Annotated in this window: 17 protein-coding genes; 11 read left to right on the top strand and 6 right to left on the bottom strand. The window is 62.8% G+C overall.

What is annotated here, in order from left to right; translation table 11 throughout:
- Nucleotides 1-81: 81 nt before the first annotated feature.
- Nucleotides 82-1,686, bottom strand: a complete 1,605-nt coding sequence (gene nadB, locus PMI38_RS13875) for an L-aspartate oxidase (RefSeq protein WP_008094992.1) — start codon at nucleotides 1,684-1,686, stop codon at nucleotides 82-84.
- 435 nt (nucleotides 1,687-2,121) lie between these two features.
- Between nadB and rpoE the strand changes: the two genes are divergently transcribed.
- The 10 genes from rpoE to pdxJ all read left to right on the top strand — a co-directional run bounded on the left by rpoE (nucleotide 2,122) and on the right by pdxJ (nucleotide 12,129).
- Entirely contained in the window at nucleotides 2,122-2,703 is a 582-nt protein-coding gene (rpoE, locus tag PMI38_RS13870; protein WP_008094990.1) for an RNA polymerase sigma factor RpoE, read from the top strand.
- 31 nt (nucleotides 2,704-2,734) lie between these two features.
- On the top strand, nucleotides 2,735-3,325 hold the full coding sequence (locus PMI38_RS13865) for a sigma-E factor negative regulatory protein (RefSeq protein WP_008094989.1): 591 nt from the start codon (nucleotides 2,735-2,737) through the stop codon (nucleotides 3,323-3,325).
- A gap of 12 nt (nucleotides 3,326-3,337) precedes the next feature.
- On the top strand, nucleotides 3,338-4,303 hold the full coding sequence (locus tag PMI38_RS13860; RefSeq protein ID WP_008094988.1) for a MucB/RseB C-terminal domain-containing protein: 966 nt from the start codon (nucleotides 3,338-3,340) through the stop codon (nucleotides 4,301-4,303).
- A gap of 210 nt (nucleotides 4,304-4,513) precedes the next feature.
- On the top strand, nucleotides 4,514-5,914 hold the full coding sequence (locus tag PMI38_RS13855; protein WP_443216392.1) for a DegQ family serine endoprotease: 1,401 nt from the start codon (nucleotides 4,514-4,516) through the stop codon (nucleotides 5,912-5,914).
- A 183-nt stretch (nucleotides 5,915-6,097) separates the two neighbouring features.
- Nucleotides 6,098-7,897, top strand: coding sequence for a translation elongation factor 4 (gene lepA, locus PMI38_RS13850; RefSeq protein ID WP_008094986.1), 1,800 nt, complete (start codon nucleotides 6,098-6,100; stop codon nucleotides 7,895-7,897).
- 5 nt (nucleotides 7,898-7,902) lie between these two features.
- Nucleotides 7,903-8,757 carry a signal peptidase I gene (gene lepB, locus PMI38_RS13845; RefSeq protein WP_008094985.1) on the top strand — a complete coding sequence of 285 codons (855 nt, stop codon included), beginning with the start codon at nucleotides 7,903-7,905 and terminating at the stop codon, nucleotides 8,755-8,757.
- A gap of 161 nt (nucleotides 8,758-8,918) precedes the next feature.
- A complete protein-coding gene (rnc, locus tag PMI38_RS13840) occupies nucleotides 8,919-9,608 on the top strand; it encodes a ribonuclease III (RefSeq protein WP_008094984.1) in 690 nt (229 codons plus the stop codon).
- Nucleotides 9,601-10,503, top strand: a complete 903-nt coding sequence (gene era, locus PMI38_RS13835) for a GTPase Era (protein WP_008094982.1) — start codon at nucleotides 9,601-9,603, stop codon at nucleotides 10,501-10,503. The genes rnc and era overlap by 8 nt, the downstream gene beginning before the upstream one ends.
- Before the next feature lie 158 nt (nucleotides 10,504-10,661).
- Entirely contained in the window at nucleotides 10,662-11,345 is a 684-nt protein-coding gene (recO, locus tag PMI38_RS13830) for a DNA repair protein RecO (protein WP_008094980.1), read from the top strand.
- A gap of 61 nt (nucleotides 11,346-11,406) precedes the next feature.
- Nucleotides 11,407-12,129 (top strand): pyridoxine 5'-phosphate synthase, encoded by a 723-nt coding sequence (pdxJ, locus tag PMI38_RS13825; protein ID WP_443216391.1) that lies wholly within the window; start codon nucleotides 11,407-11,409, stop codon nucleotides 12,127-12,129.
- 118 nt (nucleotides 12,130-12,247) lie between these two features.
- Here the strand turns inward: pdxJ and PMI38_RS13820 are convergent, their stop codons facing one another.
- Both PMI38_RS13820 and PMI38_RS13815 read right to left on the bottom strand, forming a co-directional pair.
- Nucleotides 12,248-13,630: a heavy metal sensor histidine kinase gene (locus PMI38_RS13820; protein WP_008094976.1), complete on the bottom strand. Its 1,383-nt coding sequence runs from the start codon at nucleotides 13,628-13,630 to the stop codon at nucleotides 12,248-12,250.
- The gene (locus PMI38_RS13815) at nucleotides 13,627-14,301 is read right to left on the bottom strand and encodes a heavy metal response regulator transcription factor (protein ID WP_008094974.1); all 675 of its coding nucleotides are present in this window, start codon (nucleotides 14,299-14,301) and stop codon (nucleotides 13,627-13,629) included. The genes PMI38_RS13820 and PMI38_RS13815 overlap by 4 nt, the downstream gene beginning before the upstream one ends.
- A gap of 334 nt (nucleotides 14,302-14,635) precedes the next feature.
- Between PMI38_RS13815 and PMI38_RS13810 the strand changes: the two genes are divergently transcribed.
- Nucleotides 14,636-14,839 (top strand): hypothetical protein, encoded by a 204-nt coding sequence (locus tag PMI38_RS13810; RefSeq protein ID WP_008094972.1) that lies wholly within the window; start codon nucleotides 14,636-14,638, stop codon nucleotides 14,837-14,839.
- Nucleotides 14,840-14,909: 70 nt separating this feature from the next.
- Here the strand turns inward: PMI38_RS13810 and cmoB are convergent, their stop codons facing one another.
- The 3 genes from cmoB to PMI38_RS13795 all read right to left on the bottom strand — a co-directional run bounded on the left by cmoB (nucleotide 14,910) and on the right by PMI38_RS13795 (nucleotide 17,088).
- Entirely contained in the window at nucleotides 14,910-15,866 is a 957-nt protein-coding gene (cmoB, locus tag PMI38_RS13805; RefSeq protein WP_008094971.1) for a tRNA 5-methoxyuridine(34)/uridine 5-oxyacetic acid(34) synthase CmoB, read from the bottom strand.
- A complete protein-coding gene (gene cmoA, locus PMI38_RS13800; protein WP_008094969.1) occupies nucleotides 15,863-16,606 on the bottom strand; it encodes a carboxy-S-adenosyl-L-methionine synthase CmoA in 744 nt (247 codons plus the stop codon). Before cmoA ends, cmoB begins: the two co-directional genes overlap by 4 nt.
- A gap of 89 nt (nucleotides 16,607-16,695) precedes the next feature.
- Nucleotides 16,696-17,088: a protease inhibitor I42 family protein gene (locus PMI38_RS13795; RefSeq protein ID WP_008094967.1), complete on the bottom strand. Its 393-nt coding sequence runs from the start codon at nucleotides 17,086-17,088 to the stop codon at nucleotides 16,696-16,698.
- Nucleotides 17,089-17,177: the final 89 nt, after the last annotated feature.

Here is a 17,177-nt window from a genome sequence, read left to right as displayed (position 1 = left end):
GGCAAGCCGGCTCCCATAATGCCTGCAGCGCCGCAGAACCCTGTGGGAGCCGGCTTGCCGGCGATGGGGGCACCACTGATTTCAGACCGGGCTAAGGATGGTGTCCTTGGCCTCGGGCAACATCCCTGGGTAATCCAGTGTGTAATGCAGCCCCCGGCTTTCCTTGCGCTGCATCGCCGAGCGAATCATCAGCTCGGCCACCTGGGCCAGGTTGCGCAGCTCGATCAGGTCGCGGCTGACCTTGTAGTTGCTGTAGAACTCATCGATCTCATCGAGCAGCAGGCGAACGCGGTGCTCGGCGCGCTGCAGGCGCTTGCTGGTGCGCACGATGCCCACGTAGTCCCACATGAAGCGCCGCAGTTCATCCCAGTTGTGCGCAATGATCACGTCCTCGTCGGAGTCGGTGACCTGGCTGGCATCCCAGCAGGGCAGGGCGCTGGGCATGTTGATCTGCTCCAGGTGCGCCCGGATGTCCGCCGCGGCGGCGCGGCCATAGACGAAGCATTCGAGCAACGAATTGCTGGCCATGCGGTTGGCCCCGTGCAGGCCGGTGAAGCTGGTTTCGCCGATGGCGTACAGGCCAGGCACATCGGTGTGCCCGCGGTCGTCGACCACGACCCCGCCACAGGTGTAGTGAGCCGCCGGTACCACCGGGATCGGCTGGCGGGTGATGTCGATGCCGAACGTCAGGCAGCGCTCGTAAACGGTAGGGAAGTGGCTCTTGATGAAGTCGGCCGGCTTGTGGGTGATGTCCAGGTACACGCAATCCACGCCCAGGCGTTTCATCTCGTGGTCGATGGCACGGGCCACGATATCCCGTGGGGCCAGCTCCTCGCGCGGGTCGAAACGTGGCATGAAGCGTTCGCCGTTGGGCAGGCGCAACAGGGCGCCTTCGCCGCGCAGTGCTTCGGTGATCAGGAAGCTCTTGGCCTGCGGGTGATACAGGCAGGTCGGGTGGAACTGGTTGAACTCCAGGTTCGCCACCCGGCAGCCCGCCCGCCAGGCCATGGCGATACCGTCGCCACAAGCGCCGTCGGGGTTGCTGGTGTAGAGGTAGACCTTGGCCGCGCCACCGGTTGCCAGCACGGTGAATCGAGCCCCGAAGGTGTCCACTTCGCCGCTGTTGCGGTTCAGCACGTAGGCGCCCAGGCAGCGTTCGCCGGGCAAGCCCAGGCGCCGCTCGGTGATCAGGTCGACGGCCACGCGCTGTTCGAGCAGCTCGATGTTCGGTCGCTGCCGCGCCTGGGCCAGCAAGGTAGTGAAGATAGCCGCGCCAGTGGCATCGGCGGCATGGATGATGCGCCGATGACTATGACCGCCCTCGCGCGTCAGGTGAAACTCGAAACCGCCATCGTCGACGCCGTGGTGTTCGTCGCGCGTGAAAGGCACACCCTGTTCGATCAGCCATTCGATGGCTTCGCGGCTGTGCTCGACGGTGAAGCGCACCGCATCTTCATGGCACAGGCCGCCGCCGGCATTGAGGGTGTCCTCGACATGGGACTGCACGGTATCGGTATCGTCCAGCACCGCGGCGACCCCGCCTTGGGCCCAGAAGGTCGAGCCGTTGGCCAGGTCACCCTTGCTCAGCACGGCAATGCGCAGGTGGCTGGGAAGGTTCAGTGCCAGGCTGAGACCGGCGGCGCCGCTGCCGATCACCAGGACATCATGTTGGAATTGTTGGCTCATGTCAGGACACTAGTAATCTTTGAAAGGGGCGCGGCACAATAGTCACGCGCAGATGGCATTGTGAAACTATCGTGAATGCAGGCCGGGCTGTCTTTATAGCAGCCTGCGGTAGCCAATTTCCATGCCACATGTGACGTAGCGGCGATCTTCGCGGGAACTTTCCGGCACGGCAGGAAATCCTATGAAGGCTGCCCGCACGCCACAATTTGCCGCGGCGACGCAGGGCGGCAGCTCTATTCGGGCTGACACCTGCGTATTCGAAACCTGATTATCGACGCAGCAGGCCGTGACCGCGCCGCGTCTTCCGTGCGAGCCGACCAAGGGCCGCAGGAAACTTGCTTGGAGGGGAGAACTTTTGCGCAAAGCCCGAGTCTATGGTTGCAAGCCTGAACGATGGCTGTGGCAACGCTCCTTCGAGTTCACTGAGGAGTGTTCATGCTAACCCAGGAAGAGGATCAGCAGCTTGTAGAGCGCGTACAGCGTGGTGACAGGCGAGCGTTCGATCTGTTGGTGCTGAAGTATCAGCACAAGATTCTCGGGTTGATCGTGCGGTTCGTTCACGATACCCACGAGGCCCAGGATGTGGCGCAGGAAGCCTTTATCAAGGCCTACCGTGCGCTTGGCAATTTCCGCGGAGACAGTGCGTTTTATACCTGGCTGTACCGCATCGCCATCAACACGGCGAAGAACTACCTGGTGTCCCGTGGAAGACGGCCACCAGACAGCGATGTGAGCTCCGAGGATGCGGAGTTTTACGACGGCGATCATGGTCTCAAGGATCTCGAGTCCCCAGAGCGCTCGTTGTTGCGGGATGAAATCGAAGGCACTGTCCATCGCACCATCCAGCAACTGCCGGAAGATTTGCGCACGGCCCTGACCCTGCGTGAATTCGACGGATTGAGTTACGAAGACATTGCGAGCGTCATGCAATGTCCGGTGGGTACCGTGCGCTCTCGAATCTTCCGCGCTCGGGAGGCCATAGACAAAGCCCTGCAGCCGTTGTTGCAGGACACCTGAGACAGCGGCGACAGCCAAGAGAGGAACCGCCATGAGTCGTGAAGCTTTGCAGGAATCGCTGTCCGCGGTAATGGATAACGAAGCGGACGAACTGGAATTGCGTCGCGTGCTGAACGCCGTCGACGACGCCGAAACCCGTGCCACCTGGTCGCGTTACCAGGTTGCCCGTGCAGCCATGCACAAGGAGCTGCTGCTGCCCAAGCTGGATATCGCCTCGGCGGTGTCTGCCGCGCTGGCGGACGAAGCCGTGCCAGCCAAGGTCAAGCAAGGCCCGTGGCGCAGCATTGGCCGCCTGGCCGTTGCGGCCTCGGTGACCGTTGCGGTGCTGGCGGGTGTGCGTATGTACAACCAGGACGAGATCACCGGTGCCGAGCTGGCTTCCCAGCAGCCTGCGCAACAAGGCCTGAGCATGCCACAAACTCAGGGCCCGGCCGTTTTGGCAGGCTATAGTGAGAGCAGTGAGCAACCGACCGGGCCAATGGCCAACGGCGTGCTGCAGAACCAGGCCGGCTGGGATCAGCGTCTGCCAGGTTACCTGCGCCAGCATGCCCAGGAATCCGCGCTCAAAGGCACTGAAACCGCATTGCCTTATGCCCGCGCCGCCAGCCTGGAAAACCGCTAAGTAAGGAGGATCATGCGCGCGCTACCTCTCCTGTCGCTGCTGATAGGCAGCTGCGTGATGGTGCCAGCGTTGGCGGCCAATTCCTCGCCCGAGGCGAGTGAGTGGTTGAACAAGCTGGCACTGGCCGAGCAAAAACAGAGTTACCAGGGTTCCTTCGTCTACGAACGCAACGGTAGCTTCTCTTCCCACGATATCTGGCATCGGGTTCAGGACGGCAAAGTCAGCGAGCGGCTGCTGCAGCTCGATGGTGCCGCCCAGGAAATCGTGCGCGTGGATGGCAAGGTACAGTGCATCAGTGGTGCGTTGGTCAGTGGCGTGGGCACGCCACCTGACGGTGCCGCCCGCGTGCTCGATCCTCTCAAGCTGATGAGCTGGTATGACCTTCGCCTGGCAGGCCGGGCGCGTGTCGCCGGGCGCGATGCCGTGATCGTCACCCTTACCCCACGTGACCAGCATCGCTACGCATTCGAATTGCACCTCGATCGTCAGACCGGGCTGCCCCTGCGTTCATTGATGCTCAATGACAAAGGCCAGTTGCTCGAGCGCTTCCAGATGACCCGGCTGGATACCGATGACCTGCCCACCGACCAGGACTTGCGCCCCAGTGCGGCGTGCAAGCCGGTAGAGCACGTGGCGAGTACCAAGGCCGAGACTGTCGCCGGTTGGCGTTCGGATTGGCTGCCAGATGGTTTCGAGCTGATCAACAGCTCCGTTCGCCGTGACCCAGCGCGTGACAGCACCATCAGCAGCCTGATGTACGACGATGGCCTGGCACGTTTTTCGGTGTTCCTGGAGCCTGTCAAAGACGACTCCGGCGCCGATGTGCGCACTCAGCTTGGCCCAACCGTGGCAGTTTCGCGTCGTCTGAACACGCCCAAGGGCAAGGTGATGGTCACCGTGGTCGGGGAAATCCCATTGGGTACCGCAGAACGCATTGCGCTGTCGATGCGGCCCCAGGATGCCCAGGCGCGCCAGTGATGGCGCGCTTTTTTCGGTCCATGCCAAGCTTTGCGGACATGCTGCTGAAATGAAATTAAAGCATTGTCATTTGCAATCCATCGGTAAATTTTCTATAGGTCAGGCTTCTTGGAGTCTGGCCTTTCCTGCTTTTGCAGGGGGCCTTACGCTAACTACGCTCGTTGTGACGGGAGCCGTATGTCAATACCACGCTTGAAAACCTACCTATCGATGTTCGCCGCCGTGCTGATGCTCGGCCAGGTGCTCAGCGCCCAGGCCGAAGCCCTGCCGGACTTCACCACGTTGGTCGAGCAGGCCTCGCCGGCGGTGGTCAACATCAGTACCAAACAGAAGCTGCCAGATCGCCGCATCGCCTCGGGGCAGATGCCGGACCTCGAAGGCCTGCCGCCGATGTTCCGCGAGTTCTTCGAGCGCAACATGCCGCAGCAGCCGCGTTCGCCGCGCGGTGATCGCCAGCGTGAGGCGCAGTCGCTGGGGTCGGGCTTCATCATTTCCAGCGATGGTTACGTGCTGACCAACAACCACGTGGTCGCCGACGCCGACGAGATCATCGTCCGCCTCTCGGACCGCAGCGAGCTGCAGGCCAAACTGGTCGGCACCGACCCGCGCACCGACGTGGCCTTGCTCAAGGTGGAGGGCAAGAACCTGCCGACGGTCAAGCTGGGCGATTCCGAGAAGCTCAAGGTGGGTGAGTGGGTGCTGGCCATTGGCTCGCCGTTTGGCTTCGACCACTCGGTGACCAAAGGCATCGTCAGTGCCAAGGGCCGCACGCTGCCCAACGACACCTATGTGCCGTTCATCCAGACCGACGTTGCCATCAACCCGGGCAACTCCGGCGGGCCGCTGTTCAACATGAACGGCGAAGTGGTGGGGATCAACTCGCAGATCTTCACGCGTTCGGGCGGTTTCATGGGCCTGTCCTTCGCCATTCCGATCGATGTGGCGATCGATGTGTCCAACCAGCTCAAGAAAGACGGCAAGGTCAGTCGCGGCTGGCTGGGCGTAGTGATTCAGGAGGTCAACAAGGACCTGGCTGAATCCTTCGGCCTGGACAAGCCGGCCGGTGCGCTGGTGGCCCAGGTCCTGGAAGACGGCCCGGCGGCCAAGAGCGGCCTGCAGGTGGGCGATGTCATCCTGAGCATGAACGGCCAGCCGATCGTCATGTCGGCGGACCTGCCTCATCTGGTCGGCACCTTGAAGGATGGCGACAAGGCCAAGCTCGAGATCATCCGCAATGGCAAGCGCCAGAATCTGGATGTCACCGTTGGCGCCATGCCGGATGACGATGCCGATATTGGTGTCGGCAGTGCCGAAGGCGGCGCCGAGCGCAGCAGCAACCGCCTGGGTGTTGCCGTGTCGGACCTGACTGCAGAGCAGAAGAAAACGCTGGAGCTCAAGGGCGGCGTAGTCATCAAGGAAGTCCAGGACGGCCCGGCAGCGATGATCGGCCTGCGTCCGGGCGACGTCATCAGCCACCTGAACAACCAGGCGATCACTTCGGCCAAGCAGTTCACCGAAATTGCCAAGGACTTGCCGAAGAACCGCTCGGTGTCCATGCGCGTGCTGCGTCAGGGACGGGCGAGCTTCATCACCTTCAAGCTGGCGGAATAAGCTGGCTTTGAAGTAGGAAAGGGCAGCTTCGGCTGCCCTTTTTCATGAGATTTCACAATTCCCTGCGGGAAAGCGGGTGCACTGTGCGACAGAGGAATCTCCCATATCCCTGCTGCTTGAGGTACAATTCCCGGCTATTTTTCGGCGGGCGTTCCGGCTCGCAGCCTTTTCGAGTGTTGACCCGTGAGTGATTTGAGTCATATCCGCAATTTCTCCATCATCGCCCACATCGACCATGGCAAGTCGACGCTGGCCGACCGTTTCATCCAGATGTGCGGTGGCCTGTCGGCACGCGAAATGGAAGCCCAGGTCCTTGATTCCATGGACCTGGAGCGCGAACGCGGGATCACCATCAAGGCCCACAGCGTCACGCTTAACTACAAGGCGCAGGACGGCAAGGTCTACCAGCTCAACTTCATCGACACCCCCGGCCACGTCGACTTCACCTACGAAGTCTCGCGCTCGCTGGCAGCCTGTGAAGGTGCTCTGCTGGTAGTGGACGCCGGCCAGGGCGTCGAGGCCCAGTCCGTGGCCAACTGCTACACCGCTATCGAGCAAGGCCTTGAGGTCATGCCGGTACTGAACAAGATGGACCTGCCGCAGGCCGACCCGGATCGCGTCAAGGACGAGATCGAGAAGATCATCGGCATCGACGCCACCGACGCCGTGGCCTGCAGCGCCAAGAGCGGCATGGGCGTCGACGAAGTGCTCGAGCGCCTGGTGCAGACCATCCCCGCGCCGGTAGGCGACATCGACGCGCCGTTGCAGGCGCTGATCATCGACTCCTGGTTCGACAACTACCTGGGCGTGGTCTCGTTGGTGCGTGTGCGCCAAGGCCGCGTCAAGAAGGGCGACAAGATCCTCGTCAAGTCCACCGGCAAGACGCACCTGGTCGACAGCGTCGGTGTATTCACGCCGAAGCACACCCAGACCGCTGACCTGAAGGCCGGTGAAGTGGGCTTCATCATCGGCAGCATCAAGGACATCCACGGTGCACCTGTGGGTGACACCCTGACCCTGTCCACCACCCCTGAGGTGGAAGTGCTGCCGGGCTTCAAGAAGATCCAGCCGCAGGTCTACGCCGGCCTGTTCCCGGTCAGCTCCGACGACTTCGAGGACTTCCGCGATGCCCTGCAGAAGCTGACCCTGAACGACTCGTCGCTGCAGTACATGCCGGAAAGCTCCGACGCCCTGGGCTTCGGCTTCCGTTGCGGCTTCCTCGGCATGCTGCACATGGAAATCATCCAGGAGCGCCTGGAGCGCGAGTACGACCTGGACCTGATCACCACTGCACCAAGCGTGATCTACGAGCTCGAGCTCAAGACCGGTGAAACCATCATCGTCGACAACCCGTCGAAGCTGCCGGACGTATCGTCGGTCACAGACTTCCGCGAGCCGATCGTCACCGCGACCATCCTGGTGCCACAGGAGCACCTGGGCAACGTCATCACCCTGTGCATCGAGAAGCGTGGCGTGCAGCGCGACATGCAGTTCCTCGGCAGCCAGGTGCAGGTGCGTTACGACATGCCGATGAACGAAGTGGTGCTGGACTTCTTCGACCGTTTGAAGTCGACCAGCCGCGGCTATGCTTCGCTGGACTATCATTTCGATCGCTACCAGTCGGCCAACCTGGTCAAGCTGGATGTACTGATCAACGGCGACAAGGTCGATGCCCTGGCATTGATCGTTCACCGCGACAACGCGGCCTACAAAGGCCGTGCGTTGACCGAAAAGATGAAGGAACTGATTCCTCGGCAGATGTTCGATGTGGCGATCCAGGCGGCCATTGGCGGCCAGATCATCGCGCGGACCACGGTCAAGGCGCTCAGAAAGAACGTACTGGCCAAGTGCTACGGCGGTGACGTCAGCCGTAAGAAAAAGCTGCTGGAGAAGCAGAAGGCCGGTAAGAAACGCATGAAACAGGTCGGCAACGTGGAAATTCCACAAGAAGCCTTCCTCGCCGTGCTCAGGTTGGATAGCTAGGTCCTATGTCGCTAAATTTCCCGCTGTTGCTAGTCATCGCCGTAGCCGTCTGCGGCCTGTTGGGCTTGATCGACCTGCTGTTCCTGGCCCCGCGCCGGCGGGCGGCGGTCGCCAACTACCAGGGGCGCGTCAACCCGCCAGAAATGGCCGTGGTCGAGCGCCTGAGCAAGGAACCGCTGCTGGTGGAGTACGGCAAGTCGTTCTTCCCGGTGCTGTTCATCGTGCTGGTGTTGCGCTCGTTCCTGGTCGAACCGTTCCAGATTCCGTCGGGGTCGATGAAGCCGACCCTGGAAGTGGGCGACTTCATCCTGGTGAACAAGTTCTCCTATGGCATTCGCCTGCCGGTGATCGACAAGAAGGTCATCGAGGTCGGTGACCCGCAGCGTGGCGATGTGATGGTGTTTCGCTACCCAAGCGACCCGAACGTCAACTACATCAAGCGTGTAGTCGGCCTGCCGGGCGACAAGGTGCGCTACACCAACGACAAGCGGCTGTTCGTCAATGACCAGCCGATTGCCGAACAGTTGGTCGGTGCCGAGCCAGGCACCCTGGGCAGTGCCCAGCTGTACAAGGAAAAGCTCGGCGCCGCCGAGCACTTGATCCGCAAGGAAATGACCCGTTATCGCATGCCGCCGGACCAGCAATGGACCGTGCCGGCCGGCCACTACTTCATGATGGGCGACAACCGCGACAACTCCAACGACAGCCGTTACTGGGATGACCCGAACATTCCCAAGGAACTGCACGGCATGGTTCCCGACCGGAACATCGTCGGCAAGGCTTTCGCGGTGTGGATGAGCTGGCCAGAGCCAAAACTCAGCCACCTGCCCAACCTGTCGCGGGTTGGTCTGATCCATTGATACCCATCGGCGCTGTCCTGTAGACAGCGCCGAATGCATTTCTGACATAGGCTGTGTTCTCAAGGACCGAGAGATTCGCCGCTCACCGCGCCGGACCACAGCCCAACAGTCTTTCAGGATGTTGATTTGAACAACGCGTTGAATAACCCACGGGTGGCTGCATGAGTGCTTCCCTTGCCCGTCTCGAGCGCAAGCTCGGCTACACCTTCAAGAATCAGGACCAGATGCTGCTGGCCCTGACCCACCGCAGTTATGCCGGGCGCAACAACGAGCGCCTGGAGTTTCTCGGTGACTCCATCCTCAACTTCGTTGCCGCCGAGGCGCTGTTCGAGCGCTTTCCGCAGGCCCGCGAAGGCCAGCTGTCGCGCCTGCGTGCCCGCCTGGTCAAAGGCGAGACCCTGGCTCGTCTGGCCCGCGGCTTCGACCTGGGCGAATACCTGCGCCTGGGCTCGGGTGAGCTCAAGAGTGGCGGTTTCCGCCGCGAATCGATCCTGGCCGACGCCCTGGAAGCACTGATTGGTGCCATCTATCTGGACGCCGACATGCAGACCGTGCGCGAGCGCATCCTGGCCTGGCTGACCGACGAGTTCGACAGCCTGACGCTGGTCGACACCAACAAGGACCCGAAAACCCGCCTGCAGGAGTTTCTGCAGTCGCGTAGCTGCGATCTGCCACGTTACGAGGTGGTGGACATCCAGGGCGAACCGCACTGCCGTACTTTCTTCGTCGAATGCGAAGTGGTGCTGCTGAACAACAAGAGCCGTGGCCAGGGCGTTAGCCGGCGTATCGCCGAGCAAGTCGCTGCCGCCGCCGCATTGATCGCCCTGGGCGTGGAGAATGGCAATGACTGAGAACAACCCGACCCGCTGCGGCTATGTGGCCATTGTCGGCCGCCCCAACGTGGGCAAATCGACCCTGCTCAACCACATCCTCGGCCAGAAGCTGGCGATCACCTCGCGCAAGCCACAGACCACCCGCCACAACATGCTCGGCATCAAGACCGAGGGTGACGTGCAGGCGATCTACGTCGACACCCCCGGCATGCACAAGGCCAACGACAAGGCCTTGAACCGCTACATGAACCGTAATGCCTCGGCGGCCCTGAAGGACGTCGACGTGGTGATTTTCGTGGTCGACCGCACCCGTTGGACCGACGAGGACCAGCTGGTGCTCGAGCGCATCCAGTACGTGACCGGCCCGGTGATCCTGGCGGTGAACAAGACCGACCGCATGGACGAGAAGGCCGAGCTGATCCCGCACCTGCAGTGGCTGCAGGAGCAACTGCCAAATGCCGAGATCGTGCCGATCTCGGCCCAGCAGGGGCACAACCTCGAATCGCTGGAAGCGCTGATCGCCAAGCACCTGCCGGAGAACGACCACTTCTTCCCGGAAGACCAGATCACCGACCGCAGCAGCCGTTTCCTGGCCGCCGAACTGGTACGCGAAAAGATCATGCGCCAGCTCGGTGCGGAGCTTCCCTACCAGATCACCGTGGAAATCGAAGAGTTCAAGCAGCAAGGCCATGTGCTGCATATCCATGCCCTGATCCTGGTCGAGCGTGACGGCCAGAAGAAGATCATCATTGGCGACAAGGGCGAGCGTATCAAGCGTATCGGCTCCGACGCGCGCAAGGACATGGAAGTACTGTTCGACGCCAAGGTCATGCTCAACCTGTGGGTCAAGGTCAAGGGCGGCTGGTCCGATGACGAGCGCGCCTTGCGTTCGCTTGGCTACGGCGACCTGTAACCTCTCCAGCGGCCCGAATTCCTCCTTGTGGGAGCGGGCTTGCCCCGCGAACACGGGCGAAGCCCGTGCCATGCGCACCCGGTATCCGGGCTGGCCTCTTCGCGGGGCAAGCCCGCTCCCACAGGATGTGCGTCCGACCTGCGACCGAGTGACCGCTCATGGAACAACCTGTCGGCCAGCCGGCCTACGTGCTGCATAGCCGTGCCTACAAGGAAACCAGTGCGCTGGTGGACTTCTTCACGCCGCAGGGTCGCATGCGCGCGGTGTTGCGGCGGGCGCGGGGCAAGGGCGGCAGCCTGGTAAGGCCGTTCGTGCCGCTGGAAGTGGAACTGCGCGGGCGCGGTGAGCTGAAGAATGTCGGTCGGCTGGACAGCGTCGGCATCGCCGCCTGGCTGCACGGCGATGCACTGTTCAGTGGTTTGTACCTCAATGAGCTGCTGATGCGCCTGCTGCCTGCCGAGGCGCCCCAGCCCGAGCTGTTCGAGCACTACGCCCTGACCTTGCAGGCGCTGGCGGCCGGGCGGCCGCTGGAGCCGCTGCTGCGCGCCTTCGAATGGCGCCTGCTGGACGACCTCGGTTATGCCTTCTCGCTCAGCCACGACATCAATGACGACCCTATCGCGCCCGATGGCCTCTACCGTTTGCGGGTCGATGCCGGCCTTGAGCGGGTGTACCTGGTGCAACCTGGCCTGTTCAACGGCACCGAGCTGATCGCCCTGGCCCAAGTCGACTGGCAGGCACCGGGCGCCTTGCTTGCGGCCAAGCGCCTGATGCGCCAGGCATTGGCGGTGCATCTGGGGTCAAAGCCACTGGTCAGCCGGGAACTGTTTCGCAAGCGCTGAGCACGTCGTATGCTGTGGGGCTAAATCCTCAGGAGAGCCTTTCGTGACTCACAGCAACCGCATGCTTCTCGGCGTCAACATCGACCACGTGGCGACCCTGCGCCAAGCCCGCGGCACTCGCTATCCCGACCCGGTAAAAGCCGCGCTGGACGCCGAAGAAGCCGGTGCCGACGGCATCACCGTACACCTGCGCGAAGACCGCCGGCACATCCAGGAGCGCGACGTGCTGGTGCTCAAGGACGTGCTGCAGACGCGGATGAACTTCGAAATGGGCGTGACCGAAGAGATGATGCTCTTCGCCGAGAAGATCCGCCCGGCGCATATCTGCCTGGTGCCTGAGACCCGCCAGGAGTTGACCACCGAGGGTGGCCTGGATGTGGCCGGCCAGGAGGCACGGATCAAGGCTGCGGTGGAGCGCCTCTCGCGTACGGGTGCCGAAGTGTCGTTGTTCATCGATGCGGACGAGCGGCAGATCGAAGCCTCGCGCCGTGTCGGGGCGCCGGCCATCGAGCTGCATACCGGCCGCTATGCCGATGCCGAAACCCCCACTGAAGTGGCTGAAGAGCTCAAGCGCATCGTCGATGGCGTGGCGTTCGGGGTTGGCCAGGGTCTGATCGTCAATGCCGGCCACGGCCTGCATTACCACAACGTCGAAGCGGTAGCGGCGATCAAGGGCATCAATGAACTGAACATTGGCCATGCGCTGGTCGCCCATGCGCTGTTCGTCGGCTTCAAGGCGGCGGTGGCGGAAATGAAGGCGCTGATCGTCGCGGCTTCGCGCTGATCAGTTGTGGCCCCATCGCCGGCAAGCCGGCTCCCACAGGTACTGCACAACACCCGAGAACTGTGCAGATCCCTGTGGGAGCCGGCTTGCCGGCGATAGGGCCAGTCCAGACAACTACCTATTCGGCTCTGAACACCAGGGAAAAACGAGTGGGCCCTGCGCAACTGCTGCTCACCTCGACCCGCCCTCCAAGCAGCTGCATGATCGATTTCACGATCGCCAACCCCAGCCCCGTCCCACCTTCCAGCCGCGAACGCCCCGACCCTGCCCGATAGAACCGCTCGAACAGCTGCGGCAGATGCTCATCAAGGATCCCTGGCCCCTCATTCGCCACCCAGAGCCAGACCTCGTTGCCACGGCGCTCGATGCCCAGGTTCACCTCGCGACCCTCCGGGCTGTGGCGAATCGCATTGCTCAACAGGTTCGACAGCGCCCGCTGGAACATCAGCCGATCAGCCAGGGCCGTTCCCCAGCCTTTGAGCTGTAGCGTCAACGCCTTGTGTTCGGCGCTGTAGGAAAACAGCTCCAGCACCTGTTGCGTCTCGTCAGTCAGGGACAGCGGCTTGAGCGCCAGCTGCACCTGGGGTTGGCTGACCTGGGCGAGAAACAGCATGTCGTTGATGATGCGGTTCAGGCGGGTCAGTTCGTCGATGCTGTCGGCCAGCACTTCGCGGTAGTTCTCACTGTCCCGTTCGCGGGCCAGGGTCACCTGGGCCTTGCCCATCAGGTTGCTCAAGGGCGTGCGCAGCTCGTGGGCCAGGTCATCGGAAAATTGCGACAACTGGCGCACGCCGTGGTCCAGGCGGTCGAGCATCACGTTGATGCCGGTCGCCAGCTCGGCCAACTCCACCGGCAAGCCATGATCGGGCAGGCGGTGCTGCAGGTCCTGGGCGGACACCTTGCCAGCGATGCGTCGAAAGTGGCGCAGCGGTTTCAAGCCGCGCTGCACCAACCACCAGGCACCGGCACCGATCAGCAGCAACAGCAGCGGCAGGGCCAGCAGGGTCGAGTGCAGGTACGCTTGCAGCAGGTCGTTGTCGTCAGCGCGGTTGAGCGACATCATCACGCGCACCGGGGTATCGTCCCGCAGGCGCATTTGCCGGGTCACCGTGAGCAGCTGTTGGCCGGTGCTGTCGCGCCATTCATGGAAGCGCAGTCGGGCGTCGGTGTACAGCGCGCCCACCTGCGAATCCAGGGCAGGGCCCAGGATGAGCAAATGCGGGTGGCGGCCATCCAGGGTCAGCACGCTCAGGCTCAGGTTGTCGTGCCCCATCACCAGGTCGAGCAGCGGATGGGCACGGTTGCCCAGGTCTTCACTGCGCAAGTCGACCCGCAGGTTGTGCTCGACCTGCAGCATCTTGCGCGCCAGGTCCTTGCGCGCGCGGCTGTCGAGTTCATGCTCGAGGGCGAACACGGCCAGGCAGCCCAGCAACAGTACCAGCGCAGCGCCCATCAGGGTCACGCCCAGGCCAAGGCGCAGCGACAGGCTGGCTTGTCTCATCGACGCGCTTCCAGGACGTAGCCCACGCCGCGCAGGGTGTGGATCAGTTTGTCTTCGAACGGGTCATCGATCTTGGCGCGCAAGCGGCGGATCGAGACCTCGACCACGTTGGTGTCGCAGTCGAAGTTCATGTCCCACACCAGCGAAATGATCTGCGTGCGCGACAGCACCTCGCCGCTCTGGCGCATCAGCAGGTGCAGCAGGGCGAACTCCTTGGCGGTCAGGTCTATGCGTTGTCCGCCCCGGTAGGCGCGGTGGCGGCCTGGGTCCAGTTCCAGGTCGGCGACGCGCAGGGTACTGGGCTGCATGTGTTGGTCGTTGCGGCGCAGCAGGCTGCGAATGCGTGCCAGCAGCTCGGGGAACTCGAACGGCTTGAGCAGATAGTCATCGGCGCCCAGGTCCAGGCCCTTGACCCGGTCGGCCAGGCGGCCGTGGGCGGTCAGCATCATGATGCGTGTGGCCGACTCGGCGCGCAGGCGCTGCAGCACGGCCCAGCCATCGAGCTCGGGCAAGTTGACGTCGAGAATGATCAGGTCATAAGGCTGCTGGCGTGCCAGGTGCAGGCCGTCGGTGCCGGTGTGGGCGCAGTCGACCACGTAGCCGTTCTCGCGCAGGCCCTGCTGCAGGTAGTCGGCGGTACGCAGTTCGTCCTCGATGATCAATAGGCGCATGAGAGGCTCAGGGTAGGGAAAAGGGAGCGATTCTCGACCCTGTAGGGGCTTCAGGGTCAACGGGCAGGATGTTACGGCATGCGTAAGGCCAAGCGGGGTAGATAACGGATTTGTAATCCTGGTGTTATCTGCCTGTTCATACGGGCCTCTTCGCGGGACAAGCCCGCTCCCACAGGTACTCCGCCCATTCATGTGGGAGCGGGCTTGTCCCGCGAAAGGGCCAGAACAGACAACGCAGGCCTACATTGCAAGACTGTAATCCCCCCCTCACCTTGGCGTTAGCTGCCCCTCGCTAGGATAGCCCTGTCTGATCGGTTATCACGAGGCAAGCACGATGAACCTGACCAAATATTTGCTGCTGGCAACCCTCACCCTGGGCAGCGCCAGCGTTTACGCCGAAGGCGGTGCGGAGCGTTCCAGGCTGTATTGGGAAGCCTTCCGTCAGGACCAGCAACGCCTGCATGGCGACAAGCAGCAGGCGGTTGTAGAGCGTGAGCGCAAGGCGCAGGAAAACGCGCAGAAGGTGGCGAAGGATTGAGGCAGCAGCACCTGGGCCGAAACAGCTCCTCGGCACAGGTGTGATTCGGGCGCCGTGATCGGCGCCTTTTTTATTTGCGCGCCACCAGGGTCGCGCGGCGGGGGGCCGGCAGGCCCTCGATGGTCTTGCTGTGGTCGTTCGGGTCGAGGAAGTCGCCGAGTGACTGGTAGCGCATCCATTCGGTACTGCGCTGCTCCTCGACGCTGGTCACGCTGACATCCACGCAGCGCACGTCGCTGAAGCCAGCGCGCCGCAGCCAGCGCTCCAGCGCAGGCACCGAGGGCAGGTACCAGACGTTGCGCATCTGCGCGTAGCGGTCTTCGGGTACCAGCACCTGTTGCTCGTCACCCTCGATGACCAAGGTCTCCAGCACCAGTTCGCCGCCTTTGACCAGGCAGTCCTTGAGTGCCAGCAGGTGTTCGATGGGCGAGCGGCGGTGGTAGAACACGCCCATGGAGAACACCGTGTCGAAGCCTTCGAGATTGGCTGGCAGCTCTTCCAGGGCGAACGGCAGGTGCCACGCGGGCAGCTCGGGCAGGTACTGCTGAACGGCCTGGAACTGGCAGAAGAACAACCAGTTGGGATCGACGCCGATGACCATGTCGGCACCGGCACCGAGCATGCGCCACTGGTAATAGCCGTTGCCACAGCCCACATCGAGCACGCGCTTGCCTTTGAGGTCCAGGTGCGGGCTGACCCGCGACCATTTCCAGTCCGAACGCCATTCGGTGTCCACATGCACCCCGAACAGATCGAATGGCCCTTTGCGCCAAGGCGACAGGCCCATCAGCGCATCGCGCATGCGGGCGCGGGTGGCGTCGTCGCAGTCGCAGTCCAGGCGCAGGCCATCGACCAGGTCGATCTGGCTGGGTTTCAGGGCCGGCAAGGCGTCGAGCGCACCGCGCCAACGGTCGAGGTCGCCGTGGCCTTTTTCCAGCTTGGTGTCCAGTTGCGCTTGCAGGCCTTGCGACCAGGAAGCCAGCGGCGTGCCCGCCAGGCGGCGGACGAGGGGAGACAAATCGATCATGGCAGGGCTATCAACGAGGCAAAGTTAAGGCATTGGAACCACGGCACCACCTTGCTGAAGCCCGCCGCGCGCAAGCGCTCGGTATGGGCCTGCAGGGTATCGGGCTTCATCACGTTCTCGATGGCACTGCGTTTCTGGGCGATTTCCAGTTCGCTGTAGCCGTTGGCGCGTTTGAAGTCCAGGTGCAGTTCATTGAGCAGCGTCTGTTCCTCGTCGTCGGCGAAACGCAGTTTCTCCGACAGGATCAGCGCGCCGCCAGGCAGCAAGGCCTGCCGGATGCGACCGAGCAGCGCCAGGCGCTGTTCGGGTGCGACGAACTGCAGGGTGAAGTTCATCGCCACCACCGAAGCGGGCTCGAAGGGCAGGGTCAGGATGTCGGCCTCCAGTACTTGCACCGGTAGCAGTTCCTGGAACATCGAATCTTGCGCGGTGAGGTACTGGCGGCATCGCTCGACCATTGCCGCCGAGTTGTCCACGGCGATGACCCGGCAGCCATCGACGCGCACATGGCGGCGCAGCGATTGGGTGACGGCGCCCAGCGACGCACCGAGGTCATACAGCGCGGTGTTCGGCTGGGCGAAGCGCCCCGCGAGCACGCCGAGGTTCTCGACGATGGTCGGGTAACCGGGCACCGAGCGCTTGATCATGTCCGGGAACACGCGCACCACATCTTCGTTGAACACGAAGTCGGGGACTTGCTCCAGAGGCTGGGCGAAAAGGCGGTCGGGTTGTTTGCTCACGGTGAATCCAGGCGGCTGACAATAGGCAGGGCCGGCATTCTAGCCAAACCGCGACAAGGATGCATGGTTGGCTGACCAGCGCTGTGCGATCAGTTAACCCGTACGGCGCAATCGAAGGTCTGCACCGGTCGCACTTCCGGGGCCCATGGCTGCTGATAGACCAATACCAGATGACCTTCACCCGCAGCGCGGGCCTCGAAGCGCCAGCTGGAAATGCCCGCACTGCCAACGATTCCGGCGTCTTCGGGGGCGCTGTAAACCTCGGGGCCGAGGCTGCGCAGTACATTCGAAGCCGGGTTCTGCACCAACCAGCGGTAGCCGGTAGTGGGATTGCTGGGCAGCGTCAGGGTCAGGGCCTGGCCGACTTGCAGGCGTTGGGGGCATTCGCTTTCGGCGTCCAGTTCGACGGTTTGCCTGGGCTGTTGGGCGCAGGCGGTGAGCAGGGCAAGGCTCAGGGGAACGAGCAGACGAGGGGCAGTCATGGTGGCTCCGGAGGCTGGCGATGGCCTGAGGATACCCGAAGCAGATGAGAATTTGTGCTGACTCTTGAGGCCCCATCGCCGGCAAGCCG

The sequence above is a fragment of the Pseudomonas sp. GM84 genome (genome assembly GCF_000282535.1).
In the GTDB taxonomy this organism is placed as follows: Bacteria; Pseudomonadota; Gammaproteobacteria; order Pseudomonadales; family Pseudomonadaceae; genus Aquipseudomonas.
The sequence above is the reverse complement of the archived record's forward strand: the minus strand, read 5'-3'. Positions and strand labels throughout refer to the sequence as shown.